The organism is uncultured Peptoniphilus sp. (assembly GCF_946998875.1).
Taxonomy (GTDB): Bacteria; Bacillota; Clostridia; order Tissierellales; family Peptoniphilaceae; genus Peptoniphilus_A.
In genome coordinates this window covers 19,184-34,086 of record NZ_CAMQAY010000006.1, presented here as the reverse complement: position 1 = coordinate 34,086, position 14,903 = coordinate 19,184, and the positions used below count along the sequence as shown (strand labels likewise).

12 protein-coding genes are annotated in these 14,903 nt (G+C 33.7%); 10 read left to right on the top strand and 2 right to left on the bottom strand.

The features are described from left to right. Positions 1-6 precede the first annotated feature (6 nt). Positions 7-1,026, bottom strand: coding sequence for a type I glyceraldehyde-3-phosphate dehydrogenase (gene gap, locus Q0U74_RS03530; RefSeq protein ID WP_297392722.1), 1,020 nt, complete (start codon positions 1,024-1,026; stop codon positions 7-9). A 105-nt stretch (positions 1,027-1,131) separates the two neighbouring features. On the opposite strand from gap, the gene Q0U74_RS03525 reads away from it, so the two are divergent. From Q0U74_RS03525 to Q0U74_RS03510, 4 genes are all read left to right on the top strand, one after another. Further along, the gene (locus Q0U74_RS03525) at positions 1,132-1,722 is read left to right on the top strand and encodes an HD domain-containing protein (RefSeq protein WP_297392721.1); all 591 of its coding nucleotides are present in this window, start codon (positions 1,132-1,134) and stop codon (positions 1,720-1,722) included. Positions 1,723-1,812: 90 nt separating this feature from the next. Continuing rightward, positions 1,813-2,037, top strand: a complete 225-nt coding sequence (locus Q0U74_RS03520; protein ID WP_297392720.1) for a preprotein translocase subunit SecG — start codon at positions 1,813-1,815, stop codon at positions 2,035-2,037. 124 nt (positions 2,038-2,161) lie between these two features. After that, positions 2,162-4,165 (top strand): sodium-translocating pyrophosphatase, encoded by a 2,004-nt coding sequence (locus Q0U74_RS03515; RefSeq protein ID WP_297392719.1) that lies wholly within the window; start codon positions 2,162-2,164, stop codon positions 4,163-4,165. A gap of 359 nt (positions 4,166-4,524) precedes the next feature. Then, complete coding sequence (locus Q0U74_RS03510; RefSeq protein ID WP_297392718.1) at positions 4,525-5,820, top strand: copper amine oxidase N-terminal domain-containing protein; 1,296 nt, start codon at positions 4,525-4,527, stop codon at positions 5,818-5,820. 294 nt (positions 5,821-6,114) lie between these two features. On the opposite strand, the gene Q0U74_RS03505 is transcribed toward Q0U74_RS03510, so the two are convergent. After that, complete coding sequence (locus tag Q0U74_RS03505) at positions 6,115-7,542, bottom strand: leucyl aminopeptidase (protein WP_297392717.1); 1,428 nt, start codon at positions 7,540-7,542, stop codon at positions 6,115-6,117. A gap of 187 nt (positions 7,543-7,729) precedes the next feature. On the opposite strand from Q0U74_RS03505, the gene Q0U74_RS03500 reads away from it, so the two are divergent. The 6 genes from Q0U74_RS03500 (at position 7,730) to hydE (ending at position 14,895) form a co-directional block, all read left to right on the top strand. After that, the gene (locus Q0U74_RS03500; protein WP_297392716.1) at positions 7,730-8,635 is read left to right on the top strand and encodes a DMT family transporter; all 906 of its coding nucleotides are present in this window, start codon (positions 7,730-7,732) and stop codon (positions 8,633-8,635) included. Positions 8,636-8,710: 75 nt separating this feature from the next. Further along, positions 8,711-9,337 carry an AAA family ATPase gene (locus Q0U74_RS03495; protein WP_297392715.1) on the top strand — a complete coding sequence of 209 codons (627 nt, stop codon included), beginning with the start codon at positions 8,711-8,713 and terminating at the stop codon, positions 9,335-9,337. Positions 9,338-9,564: 227 nt separating this feature from the next. Then, positions 9,565-10,554 carry a helix-turn-helix domain-containing protein gene (locus Q0U74_RS03490; RefSeq protein WP_297392714.1) on the top strand — a complete coding sequence of 330 codons (990 nt, stop codon included), beginning with the start codon at positions 9,565-9,567 and terminating at the stop codon, positions 10,552-10,554. A 98-nt stretch (positions 10,555-10,652) separates the two neighbouring features. Next, the gene (locus tag Q0U74_RS03485; RefSeq protein ID WP_297392713.1) at positions 10,653-11,705 is read left to right on the top strand and encodes an enoyl-CoA hydratase/isomerase family protein; all 1,053 of its coding nucleotides are present in this window, start codon (positions 10,653-10,655) and stop codon (positions 11,703-11,705) included. Between the two features lie 349 nt (positions 11,706-12,054). Beyond that, complete coding sequence (locus Q0U74_RS03480; RefSeq protein ID WP_297392712.1) at positions 12,055-13,599, top strand: S-layer homology domain-containing protein; 1,545 nt, start codon at positions 12,055-12,057, stop codon at positions 13,597-13,599. 258 nt (positions 13,600-13,857) lie between these two features. Next, entirely contained in the window at positions 13,858-14,895 is a 1,038-nt protein-coding gene (gene hydE, locus Q0U74_RS03475; RefSeq protein WP_297392711.1) for a [FeFe] hydrogenase H-cluster radical SAM maturase HydE, read from the top strand. The last annotated feature ends 8 nt before the right edge of the window (positions 14,896-14,903 follow it).

Genomic DNA, 14,903 nt, shown 5'->3' with positions numbered 1-14,903 from the left:
TAAAAATTATAGAGATTCTGCAATTTTTTCTGTCAAATCAATAACTCTTTCAGTGTAACCCCATTCGTTGTCGTACCAAGAAATTAATTTAACCATTTTTCCGTTAACTGTTGTAAGAAGTGAATCAAAAATAGAAGAGTGAGTGTTGCCTATGATATCAGAAGAAACAAGTTCGTCTTCAGAATATTCAAGGATGCCCTTTAATTCATTTTCAGCTGCCTTTTTCATTGCTGCATTGATTTCTTCTACTGTTGCTTCCTTTTCAAGCTCAAAAGTAACATCAACAAGAGAGCCAGTTGGAACAGGAACTCTTAGGGCAAAGCCAGTTAAAATTCCGTCAACTTCTGGAATAACTTTTCCAACAGCCTTAGCTGCACCAGTTGAAGTAGGAATAATATTTTCAGCGCCCATTCTTGCACGACGCATGTCTTTTTTGTGAACGCCATCGTGAATATTTTGGTCATTAGTGTAGGCATGAACTGTAGACATAAGTCCTCTTTTGATGCCAAAGTTTTCTAAAACAACTTTAGTAATTGGAGCAAGACAGTTTGTAGTACATGATGCGTTGGAAATAATGTCGTCTTTAGCTGGGTCATACTTGTCGTCGTTAACTCCCATAACAACAGTGAGCATGTCGCCCTTGCCTGGAGAAGTTAAGACAACTTTTTTTGCTCCGCTAGTTAGATGTCCCCTAGCCTTGTCTTCATCCTTGAAGGCACCTGAAGAGTCGATGACAATGTCAACGCCAAGTTCCTTCCAATTCATTTGGTCTGGAGTTTTTGATTCAACAAAAGTAACTTTCTTTCCATTTATAATCATTCCGTCATCAGTAAATTCAATTTCACCAGGGAATCTTCTATAAATAGAATCAAATTTAAATAAGTGAGTTCTTTCTTTTAAAGTTTTGTCTAAATTTCTAACGGCTACATGAGTAACTTCGAAATTACAATCATCTCTTAGAGCCCAAATTCTAAGAGCATCTCTGCCAATTCTTCCAAATCCCATTATGCCAACATTTTTTTTCATAAAAACCTCCGTAATCATTGCATTCTTATATTCATTATAACACAAGTAGAAAAAAGTGAAATTCAAAAATTATTGTGATAATATAGGTAAAAAGGAAGTGGCAATATGAATAGCGGAATAAGTAGAGAAGAGGGCCTAAAACTTTTAAAGGAATACAACAAGGAGGAGTTTCACATAAGACATGCCCTAACTCTTGAAAGTGTTATGGGCTATTTTGCAGAGGAATTTGACAAGGACAATGTTGACTTTTGGAAAAGGGCAGGACTTCTTCACGATGTTGATTATGAAAAATATCCTGAAGAGCATCTCAAAAATACGCCGGAAATTTTAAAGGGCGCAGGTGGAAGTGATGAATTAATTCACGCAATTTTATCTCACGGTCACGGACTATGTTCAAGTGTAAAGCCCGAGCTTTTTATGGAGAAAGTTCTCTTTGCAGTAGATGAGCTTACAGGTTTAATCTACGCTGCATCCCTTATGAGACCATCTAAGAGCACTAAGGATATGAATTTAAAAAGTGTGAAGAAAAAATTCAAGGACAAAAAATTTGCTGAAGGATGTTCTCGTGATGTAATAAAAAAGGGAGCAGAAAATTTAGGCTGGGAACTTGATGAATTAATCGAAAAAACTCTTCTCGCCATGCAAGATAGGGAAGATTTAATTGAAAATTCTTTAAAAATTGAGACAAGTTGTTAAAAATTTATCCAAAATCCTATAAATTCGTTGATAAGAATGGCTTGCTGTGTTAGAATTTATATGTTATAGAAATTTAAGGGAGGTAGTTGTTTGCAAACTTTATTATCTATTATAATTATTATTACAAGCATTATTATAATAACTGTAGTAGCACAAATGGAATCAGATCAAGCTGGTCTTGGAACTCTTCAAGGTGAAGAAACTACAACTTGGGGTTCACACAAGGGCTCAAGTAAAAAAGACATCCAAAACAAGATTGTGATTGGTTCAAGCGTCGTTTTTGCACTTGCACTTATTGTTTTAGCTGCAATTTAATTAAAATTAGGAAGGAATTAGAATGATATTTTTTCTACTTCCTGTAGTGGTCTTTATTGCAATTGTATTTTTATTAGCTGGTCTTTTATAAATACCTTGCAATTAAAATTTAAGGAGGATTAAAATGAATATTTTATATTTAGCTCCTATAGTCGGCGTTTTGGCACTTTTATTTGCCTTTTATAAGGCGAGTTTCGTGTCAAAACAAGATGCCGGAAATGAAAGAATGAAGGAAATTTCTTCTTACATTTCAGAAGGAGCTATGGCATTTTTGACAAGGGAATATAAGGCTCTTGTTATATTTGTCATTGTACTTGCAATTATTTTGGCAGTAGGACTTAAATCAATTCCAACTGCTATTTGTTTCATTGTTGGAGCTATCTTTTCAGTAGCTGCTGGTTATGTTGGTATGAAAGTTGCCACAAAGGCAAACGTTAGAACAACTAATGCAGCTTGGAAGGGTGGACTAGGTAAAGCCCTTGACGTTGCCTTTTCAGGTGGAGTTGTAATGGGAATGTGCGTTGTTGGTTTAGGAATCATTGGTATTACTTGCGCATACTTCTTTACAAAGGGACAAACTGAAATTATTACAGGATTTTCACTTGGAGCATCTTCTATTGCACTTTTCGCAAGAGTAGGTGGAGGAATTTATACTAAGGCAGCCGATGTTGGAGCTGACCTTGTAGGTAAAGTTGAAGCTGGAATCCCAGAAGACGACCCAAGAAACCCTGCAGTTATTGCTGATAACGTAGGAGATAATGTTGGTGACGTTGCTGGAATGGGCGCTGACTTATTTGAATCCTATGTAGGAGCACTTCTATCAGTTATCACTCTTGGAGTAGTAGCTTATGGAGAAGATGGAGTTAAATTTGGTCTTCTTGTTGCAACAGTTGGTATTTTAGCATCAATTGTAGCAGCTTTCTTTGTAAAGGGAGACAAGAACCCACAAAAAGCTCTTAACGCAGGAGAATATGTAGCAGCAGCAGTTACTATGATTGCTTCAGCTATTTTATCAAATGTAATTTTCGGAAGCTTTGCACCTTTTGCGCCAGTAATTATTGGTATTGCAGTTGGTCTTATTATTTCTAAATTTACAGAATATTATACAGCTGATGATTATGCACCAGTAAAAAGAATTGGAGCAGAATCACAAACTGGAGCTTCAACAAATATTATTGCTGGACTTTCTGTTGGTATGATGTCTACAGTTGGACCAATTATTATTATTGCTATTGGTATTATTGCAGCTTACCTTGGAGCTGGCGGAAACGCAGACCCAATTATTGGACTTTACGGAATTTCACTAGCAGCTGTTGGTATGCTTTCAACAACTGGTATGACAATTGCCGTAGATGCTTACGGACCAATTGCTGATAACGCTGGTGGTATTGCAGAAATGTGTGACCTACCAGAAGACGTTCGTGATATAACAGACTCACTTGACTCTGTTGGTAATACAACAGCAGCAATAGGAAAGGGATTTGCAATAGGTTCAGCAGCACTTACTGCCCTTGCACTTTTCGTTTCTTATATTAACGCAACTGGACTAAGTGGAATTGATATTTCTAAGCCACAAGTTATAGCTGCAACATTTATCGGTGGTATGCTACCATTTGCCTTCTCTGCACTAACAATGTCAGCAGTAGGTAATGCGGCTTCAGAAATGATTGACGAAGTAAGAAGACAATTTAAAGAAATCCCTGGCATCATGGAAGGCACAGGAACTCCTGACTATGCAAGATGTGTAGACATCTCAACAGGTGCAGCCCTAAAGCAAATGATCGTGCCAGGACTTATAGCAGTAGTAGTTCCAATAGTAGTGGGAATTTTACTTGGAACTGAAGCCCTAGGCGGACTTCAAGCAGGAGCTCTTGTAACTGGTGTACTAATGGCAATCTTTATGTCAAACGCTGGTGGAGCTTGGGACAATGCAAAGAAATACATTGAAGGTGGAGCACACGGTGGTAAAGGTTCAGAAGCTCACAAGGCAGCTGTAACTGGAGATACTGTTGGTGACCCATTCAAAGATACATCAGGACCTTCTCTTAATATTCTAATTAAACTTATTACTGTTGTATCCCTTGTATTCGCACCACTATTTGTTGCCTACGGCGGAGTATTCCTATAAAAAAATAAATCTGTTAGAGAAAAATCTCTAGCAGATTTTTTATTGCAAACAAGACTAAATTTTAAAAACTCTGTCAGGACCTTTACCTGGCAGAGTGTTTTATGTGTTATATGTCAAATATTTTAAGACTCGTAAATTCGAGCCTATTTTTTATGCAAAGATGAACACATAAAATTTAATAAAATTCAAAAACTAAAATAAATTGACTAAAACTCTGAGATTTTGCAAATTTTTAAGTTTGCTTAATTATTACTTACATATGCAATTTCATAAACTCTAGTTAACTTTTGTGAAATAATGTTATACAATAGTATTGAAAGCATTAACTTTTTTAATTTTTTATATATAAGGAGGTTTTTATGAAAAAAAGCAAGAGAATTATTTCATTGTTTTTATCCTTACTAGTCCTGCTTTCTACATTTAATGTATTTGCAGTAAGACACCCTGTAAGAGATATACCTTTAAATGGAATAATAGTAAATGATCATATCGTTTATAGCGATGTATATCCATACATTAAAAACTCTAGAACCTATGTACCTATCAGATTTATTGCTGAAGAATTAGGTTATGATGTTAAATGGGATGGAGCTAATAAAAAAGTAAAAATGACAAATGGCAGTACCAATGTTGAACTTACTATTGGCTCTAACAAAATGATAGTAAATGGTAAGACTCTTACTTTAGACGCACCTGCTGAAATTAAAGATGACAGGACTTTTGTACCACTTCGTGCAATCGCCGAATCTTTTGGTGAAAAAGTAGATTATTCTAAGGATTATAAGGCAGTATATATTGGAGATAACCCTGTATATAACAAAGATTACAAGGTAGTTTATTATTATGAAGGTGCTAATCCAATCATCACTGATTACACAGTAAATATTGTTACTTATAAAGTAATAGTAAATAGTGGAAAATTCTTCGATTGTGACAGTATGGAAAGTTTATTAACTTTATTATTTGCTGATTTTGATTATTATAGAGTAAATGGAAAATCTACAATTGGTAATATTAAAATTTATAAAACACTTAATGTTTATTCAAATAATAATAAATTTTCTAACAATCAAGAAACAACATCTAATCGAGTTGTAGATGATTCAAAATATTATAAAATTAGTATTGTGAATGATAAATCTGAATTATTAGCACATGTATTCGTTATACTTAAGCCTAATACATCTATTCCACAATATATTAGGTACTTAGATGGAACTATAAAATTTGTAAATTCTTGGGATGAGGTAGATGCAGAAAATAAAAGACTAGCTGAAGAAGTATTAAGTGGTAAATCTATAAAAGAAGTGAGTACAGCTAAAAAAATCACATCCGAAACTAGTAATAAGTATTATACTACAAATCGTAATAATCAAAGTAATGTTGATTATTTAAGAAGCAAAAATACAGATAAAACAAGTTATACTACTGAAAGTTATAATGATGAACCAGTATATGATATAGCAAAGATTGTGTATGATTCTAAAACTCAAACGCTAAAATATATTGAATTTTCTGACGGTACTAGAAAACCTGTAAGTACAATAGATGAAATCTATGCAGAATATGATAGGATTGATAGAGAATATAAGAAAGGCAGACCTTTAATAGATAGGTATCAAAATGTAAGAAGAATATCTGACCCAAAAAATTAGATATTTAAAAATAAATTTAATAAAACTACTATTTTAGTAACAAAAGTTTTGTTTTGTGACTAATTCTTTATAGTCTTATTTTTTTTCTCCACCTTAAAGATTTTACATCCAAGATTTTGAGACTCGAAAACTCGAGTCTCTTTTTTTGCAAATATGAACATATAGAAACTAATAAAACTTTAATTCTAAAATAAAAACTACTTAAAAAATAATAATAGAAAATCTTTTATTATTTTTTAATAAAAGTACAATAAAAAACCACTAGCCTTAGCCAGTGGTTGTGATTTAAAAATTTTAGCAATCTGTTGGGTCCAGTAAATTGTTTAATGTCTTTACGTGGACTCCAGTTGCATTTTTTGGAAGATAGCCTGCCTTCTTATCCCTATAGGCTGTTGCTGCTATGTCTAGGTGAACCCAAGGTGTTCCTTCTTTTACAAACTCGCCAACAAAAAGTCCTGCTGTAACGGACCCTGCCTGCCTACCAGAAGTGTTCTTGATGTCTGCAACTTCTGACTTGTTTAATTTTTTGTAGTCTTCATCATAAGGGAAGGCCCACATTTTTTCTCCAGATAATTTTCCTGCTTCAAGGACTTCCTTGTAGAAGTCTTGGTTATTTGTAACAGCGCCTGTGTAAACTTCTCCAAGGGCAATTGTAACTGCGCCAGTAAGTGTTGCAAGGTCAATGATTTTTTCTGCTCCAAGATCATTTGTGGCATAGTGGACTGCATCGGCAAGGGTAATTCTTCCTTCGGCGTCTGTGTTTGCCACTTCAATAGTAAGTCCCTTCATGGAGTCAATTACATCTCCAGACTTGTAAGATGTGCCTGAAATCATATTTTCGCAAGCGGCTACTACTCCAACAACATTTACCTTGGCCTTGTTCTTTGCAAGGGCATAAATTGTACCAATAACTGTGCCTGCACCGCCCATGTCGCAGTGCATGTAGTTCATGCCGGCAGGTGTTTTTATGTTGTAACCACCAGAATCGTAAGTTAGTCCCTTGCCAACTAGGGCAATTTTTTCTGTCTCAGCATTTTTGTATTCCATTACAATAAGTCTTGGACGGTTAGTAGCACCTGCGGCAACTCTTAAAAAGGCCTTCATGCCAATTTTTTCTATTTCATCTTCTTCATAAACTTTTACCTTTACACCAAGCTTTTCTAATTTTTCTTTAGCAATATTAGCAAGAGTTTCTGGATAAATTACATTGGCCCTTTCATTTACAAGGTCTCTTGCAAGAAAAACTCCATCCATAATATTTTCCATTTTATCTAGGCCGGCACGAAGCTTTTCTTCTGGACCCTTAAAGGCAGAGTAGTTCACTGTAAGTTCAAAGTCAGCCTTCTTTTCTTTGACATCAGTTTTTTTTGTGAACTCATATTCACCTTGGCGAAGTCCTTCATAGGCTGCCATAATAGTTTTTCTGTTGCACATAGAAAGATCTGGCATTTTTATTTCTACTTCATGTTCTTCGTTGTCTCTTAGAATATTTCCAAGTTCAAAGAAAAGATTTCTCACATCTTCTAGGTCAAGTTCATCTTCTCCTAGACCCATAAAAATTTCTGATTCTTCAAGAAAACTAGGAAGGTATAAACTTTCCTTAAACTTGTAAGAAAATTTTTTCTTTTCAAGATATTCCTTAATCTCTTCTGGAAGCTTATCATCTTTTTTTACAAAGTGGACCTTTAGTCCGCCTTCTTTATACAAATTAAATTTAATCATATTTCACCTCTACCTTAATTATACATGAGATTTGAAAAAGGTCTAATCCTAAAAATTAAAGATAAGAGGAAAATATACTTAATACATAACTGTTTTTTCGAGATGAATTATGATATTATTAAATTATAAAATAATAGCATCAATTTAGTTGATAACGCTGGATTGGTGTTTTTTTAGGTGGTGTTTTATGGGTAAAGAATTAAAAGCTTCAATAATGTTATTTTTCACATCAATAATTTGGGGACTTGCCTTTGTGGCGCAAGCTCAGGGCATGGAACACATAGGACCCTTTACATTTACAGCTGCAAGGTCTGTTGTTGCTATAATTTTTTTGTACCTAACCTATGTGTTTTTTAATAAAACATCAAAAACCTATAGAGAGCAAAAATTTGACATGAAAAGAACCATAAAGGGTGGAATTCTTTGTGGACTTGTCTTTACTTTTGGCATTAATTTTCAACAATTTGGTCTTGTCTATACAACTGCAGGCAAGGCAAGTTTTCTCACTGCACTTTATATAGTTTTCATTCCAATAATTGGACTCTTTTATGGAAAGAAAATAAATAAAAAACTTCAAATGTGTATAGTTCTTGCCATGATTGGAACTTATCTCATGTCAGTAAAGGGAAGCCTTAGCATGAATATTGGCGATTTGATTACAATTTTTGGTTCAATTGTTTTTGCTATTCACATTTTAATGCTATCAGAGTTTTCCAAGGACACTAATGCAGTTTTAGTTTCCTTAATTCAATTTGCAGTTTGTGGATTTTTCTCCCTAATAGCTGCTCTTATTTTTGAGGGAATAGATATGAGTGCAATTTTAAAGTCCTACCTACCTATTTTGTATGTGGGGATCTTGTCATCAGGCGTTGGATTTACAATTCAGCTAATGGCACTAAAGGAACTGGACCCAGTTGTTGCATCAATGATTTCTTCTTTAGAGTCAGTTTTTGGTGCTCTCTTTGGCTGGCTCATTCTTTCACAAAGCATGAGTGAGAGAGAAATTATTGGCGCCATAATTATTTTTGTGGCAACACTTATTGCCCAACTGCCAATAGAAGCTTATTTGAATAAAAAATTGGAAGGACGCTAAAATTTTTCACAAGAATTTTATATTAATTAAAATAGATTTCACATTTATGATATACAATCTTTGAGAGGTGAAGATATGTCACTATTTGAAAAAATTTTCCAAAAGGCTGGTAAGAAGATAATTACCATTGACGGAGAGTATGGCAGCGGTGCTAACGAAATTGCAAAAAAAGTTGCTGAAAAATTAAACTATGAACTATACGACGAAAAATTAATTGAACTCATGAGCCTTGAAGGAAAGGTAAAGCCTGATGAGATAAAGAAAGACGATTCCTTCTTGCAGGGAACTATTTACGACTTATATAGGCAAAATTATTCCTACTCCCAAGAGGACATTGCAACAAATGATGCAGCCTTTCTCTTGGACTCAAGGACTATAAGAGAAATTGCAAAAAATAAAAAGGCAATAATCTTTGGCAAGTGCGGAGACTTTGTCTTGGAAGATTTTCCAAAGTTATCTGTATTTATTTATGCTTCTCAAGAATTTAAGGAAGAGAGAATTTTAAATACTTACAAGGTAAAGGAAGACAAGCTCCAGCTAAAGCTTGAAAGAGAAAACAACAGAAGGGCGAACCATTACGGCAGAAACACTGGAAAAGTTTGGGGCGACAGAGCGAATTACGACCTCTTAATAAATTCATCTGCCTTTGACTTCGAAAGCGTGGCAAATTTAATTGTAGATATGTCACAAAATAAAAAATAAGATCCTGACGAAAGTCGGGATTTTTTCATCGAAAAAATTTATAAAAACTTTACAAGATCTTCAAATAAAATATATATTTCATAGAAAAATGCTTTGTAAAATATATATAAGCGAAAAAATTATAAAATTTTAAAACTTGCAACTTGGAGTTTACAAATTGACAAGCACTATTTATAGCTTGCCACCATAAATTTTTATAAAATTTACTTAGAAAAGGAGGTAAGACTATGATTTTAGCAGACAAAATTATAAATCTTAGAAAGAAAAATGCTTGGTCACAAGAAGAACTTGCAGAAAAACTTGGCGTAAGCAGACAATCTATTTCAAAGTACGAAGGGGCACAATCTATTCCCGACATGGATAAAATTTTAAAGCTCAGCAAAATTTTTGGTGTCACAACAGATTATCTCATCAAGGATGAGATAGAGGACCCGGAATTTTTAGATGAGGAATATGAAGAAAGTAAGACGAGAAAAGTTTCCATGGAGATGGCAAGTGATTATTTAGCCTTAAAGGAAATTTCAGCAAAAAACCTTGCCCTTGGAGTTTCTCTTTGCATAATTTCTCCAATTTTATTAGTAATTCTTTCACAGGCCTATGAAAGCTTACTTTTGCCAGTGTCAGAAAATGTAGTTGTTGGACTTTCTCTTACAGTATTATTTTTATTTATAATTGCTGCAGTTGGGATTTTTGTAAGAGAAGGGATGACCTTAAAAAAATATGAATTTATAGAAAGTGAAGCTATTGATACTGATTATGGAGTTGATGGCATGGCGAGGGATAGAATGGAAAAGTTTCACGATTCTTTTGTCAAGAACAACATAATTGGCATCTTACTTATAGTTGCCTCAGTCCTTCCAATTTCTATTGGCATGATTTTTTCAGCTGAAGACCTGGTTATGGCAATATCAACGGCCTTTTTATTGGCACTTGTCGGCCTTGGCGTAAATTTTTTGCTGAGAACCAATATTCCCATGAGTGCCCTAAAGGCACTTTTAGAAGAAGAGGACTTTACTAGAAAAAATAAGGAGCTTAAGAAGAAGATAGAGCCCTTTATCACAGCCTATTGGATTCTTATGACGGCAATTTATCTTGGCTATTCCCTTGTCACAAATAGATGGGACAAGTCATGGATAATTTGGCCAGTGGCAGGCGTCTCCTACGTCCTATATTATTTAATTTTAAGATTTTTCCTGGAAAATAATTTTAAAAAATAAAATTTTGAAAAATAGATTTCACTTATATGAGATCTATTTTTTTTGTTATTCTTTGTTCTTTGGGTATAAAATAAAAATAAGGAAAAGATGGTGATGAAATGAAGGATTTAATTATTACAAAAGTTATAAATAAGGTGGGCGTAATTTATTTAAACAGACCTGAAAAATTAAATGCCCTTAATTTTGAAATGATAATAAAAATTAGAGAAATTTTAGAAAAATGGGAAGATGATGACAAGATAAGGGCAATTTTATTTGATAGCTTAAGTGAAAAAGCCTTTTGTGCTGGTGGAGATTTAAAGGATCTCTACAACAACTATATTAATAATGAGTCTTGCCAGAAAAAAGATGAGTTTTTCGCCACGGAATTTGAGCTAGACAAGTACATTGCCTCCTACAAAAAACCAATAATAAGCAACTGGAGAGGCATAGTCATGGGCGGCGGTCTTGGTCTTAGCATAAACTCCGACTATATAATTTGCCATGACTCTGTAAATTGGGCTATGCCAGAAACTGGTCTGGGCTTTGTTCCAGATGTTGGCATGGGAAAATTTATATCCAGCCTTCCAAGGGCCTTGGGTCATTATGTAGGCCTTCTCGGAAGAAGCCTTGAAGCTTCTGATTTAATTAAGTATAATTTTGCCCATGTCTATATAAATTCAGAGGATTATGAAAAAATAATGGAAAAACTTTTTGATTTTTCAGAAATTTATGAGGGAGAAGAATTAATTGAAAAATTAAAAGACTATGGCGATAAATATAATTTGCCAACAAAGGATTCTTTTGTAGATAAAAATTTTGACAAAATCGAAAAATATTTTAATAAGGATAGCCTAGAGGAAATTTATGAGGTCTTAGAAGAGAATCTTGAAGATGAATTTGCAAGAGAAATTTATTATGACTTAAAGGCAAGGTCACAGTTTATGCTTCAAGTGCAATTTGAAAAGTATTTTTTATGTAAAAATTTGACCTACCATGAAACTGTGGACCTTGACCTAAAAATTTTAAACTATGCAGTAAAAACTGGAGACATGAAAGAGGGCATTAGGTCAAGGGTAATAGATAAGGATTATTTGCCAAAGTGGTCAGTAGCTTCACTTGACCATGTAGATATGGAAGAAGTAAAAAAATTATTAGAAGTAGAAAAATAAAAAAATATTCTTAAAAGATACTATTTTAAAACAGTCATTGAATTAAAGTAGTATCTTTTAAAATTAAAAGATAAGGATATCTAAAAAGACAGATAAAGCGAGGATATATTAAAGAAAAACATTTATCCAATCGCAATAAAATTAAAAATATTTTAATGAAGAAGGATTATTAAAAAAAGAAAGATAAAATAATAAACAAAATCAAGTGACAAATACTATGATTTAAGTATATGTAGAAATACTAGAAAGTTTTTATTTACAAACTTCTTTGTCTTATATAAGTAGGAAAAACTTATAGATTTTTACTAATTTTTGTAAGCGCGTTTCTCTTATTATTTAAGGAGGAAAAATGAAAAAAATAAATGAAAAACCTCGTAATGGAATGAGTAAGTTGTCACTAGGTTTTGTTTCTTGCCTTTTAGGCTTTTCTTTAATGCTAGGTTCAGTACCAGGACAAGCCTATGCAAGTTCAGTTAAAAATTATACGCAAATAGCCTTAAAGCCTGACAAGACCAATAAAGAAAGAGAAGAAAGTCAAAGACCAGGTACAGGTGGCGAAGATCAAAATGCAAATGAAAAGTTTGCAGCAAGGGTTAAAAAGGCCAAGGAAGAATTGAAAGTCTATTTAGATACAATGGACGATAAAGTTCTTGATAATGAAGCAATAGAATATGGTGACAATCAAGTAAAATCTCAAATTAAAAACTCTATAGCTAGGGCAAAAGAATTATTAGCAAAAGATTCTAATTCAATAAATGAAGAAGAAGTGGCAGAAATTGAAGCAATGCCATTTAAAAAAGTTGATGGTAAAAAATCTGGCTTATTTAGAGATTATACTAAAAAAGCCCTTGTTAACTTTGAGGTTTCTGGAGATAGGGATAAGTTAAACCCACATAACAATAAAAAATATGTTGCCCTTAAGGACAATAAAATAAGAATTAAATCTACTTTAAAAGATGCAGGAAAGATTGGAGAAAATGAAAAATTCTTCTTCAAGCTTAACTATGTAACTGTAGATGATTTTAATGCTATGAAACCTTCGAAGGAAGTAGATATAACTTCAACAGCTACACCTAAATACAAAAAACAAGAGCTTCCAAGAGAGGACTACTCTGTTAAGGCTGTGGATGGTGGTTATGAAATTGTAATAACTAAATTACCAGACAAGGCAAAATATATTAAACCTATTGTATTAGTTAAGTTTGCAGAGAATACTTATTTTGAAAATGGTGACATGGTAGAAGTTACTGAAAGCGCAATAGAAAATGCTCCAAATGAAAAACCTAAATCAAAACATGGAGCCTATATTTTTGGCTACGGTGACAAGAGTTTTCGTCCTGAGGGAAAGATAAGTCGTGCTGAAGCAGCTTCTATGATAGGAGTCTTGGCTGGATTAGACTTAGACAATAAGGACAAGCCTAACTTCAAAGACACACCTAATGGATGGTATAATGCAGCCATAAATGCTATGGTTAAAAACAACTTGATGTTCGCAGACGAGAATGGCAACTTTAGACCTAATGAGCCAATAACTAGGGCAGAATTTGCTAGAGCCATAGCTGGCATTGATAAGAAGAACAACAAGACCGCTCCTTTTGCAGATATCAAGGGTCACAAATTTGAAGATGCAATCAATCAAGTTTATGGTAATGGACACATTGTTGGCTATCCAGATGGAAGTTTTAAACCAGATGGTGTTATTACTAGGGCAGAAGCCGTTACAATTTTAAACCACTATGATGGTCGCTCTATTAACAAAAAAGATTTAGAAAAGATTATTAAGGGCTTTAATAGTTTCACTGATGTCAAAGAAAATCACTGGGCCTATGTTCAAATTTTCTTGGCAGCAAATGATTATCAAGAAATTTTAAATTCCTTGGCTAAGAAGAATTAAAAATTACTAAATTATCTTCATTTTCTCAAAAATGGATGCAGTCTTTACTGTGTCCATTTTTTTATAGAAATTTATATTGTAGGCTAAAAAAGAATTATAAAATGGAAATTCTTTATCCTATTTGCATCTTTTGATATTCTTAAGTGCAAAAATTTTTTATTTCTTTATGTTTTTTAAAATCAACAAAATTTGATATAATATGATACTGTAATTGTAGTTAAAAAATTATTTTCGGGTAAGATGAATGGAAGATGACCATTGAAAACTTTAAAGATATGTGAAAAATTTTATAATACCAAGGAGATTAGCTTTGAAGATTTTTCCCACCTAATGAATTTGGATAAAGTTGAAGCCGAAGATTTATATGCCTTTGCAAGAGACCTAGCAGTAAAAAACTTTGGCCGAGAGATTTACATTAGGGGCCTAATAGAAATTTCCACTTATTGCAAAAACAATTGCTACTATTGTGGTCTTAGGTTGGCCAACAAAAATACCAAGAGGCTTAGGTTGTCTAAGGAAGAAATCTTGGACCTTGCCAGCCACTCAGTGGACCTGGGGATAAAAACCATTGTCATGCAGGGTGGCGAAGATGACTTTTATAGCCTTGATTACTTAAAAGAAATTATTTATCATATCAAAGAAAAGCTTCCTGATGTTGCCATAACACTTTCTCTTGGTGAAAGAGATTTTCAGGACTTTGAGGCCTTGAAAAATATGGGGGCTGACAGGTACCTCTTGCGGCATGAAACCTATTCCAAGTCTCACTACCAAAGGCTTCATCCAAGCTCTATGAAGTTTGAAAACAGGATTGATTCCATTCTAAAATTAAAGGACTTGGGCTTTCAAACAGGTTGTGGCATGATGGTGGGTTCACCTTATCAAAGGCTTGAAAATTTATATGAGGATTTAAAATTTATTTTAAAATTAAGGCCTCAGATGGTGGGAATTGGACCCTTTATACCCCAACATGACACTCCTTTCAGGGACTTTGAAGGCGGCAAGTTAGAAGATGTTCTTAAAATTTTATCCATTGTAAGGATTGCTGACGAGAAACTTCTCTTGCCATCAACAACTGCCCTGGGAAGTATTGACGACCTTGGACGAGAAAAGGGAATTTTGGCAGGGGCCAATGTTTTAATGCCCAATGTTGGGGCAGAGAAACTTAGAAAAAATTATAAGCTTTACGACAATAAAATCGGTACAGAAGTTCAAAACTCTGACGACTTTATGGGACTAGAGAAAAAACTAGAGAAAATTGGATATAAGATTTCCAAATCTAGAGGAGATTATAAGTAAGGATCAAG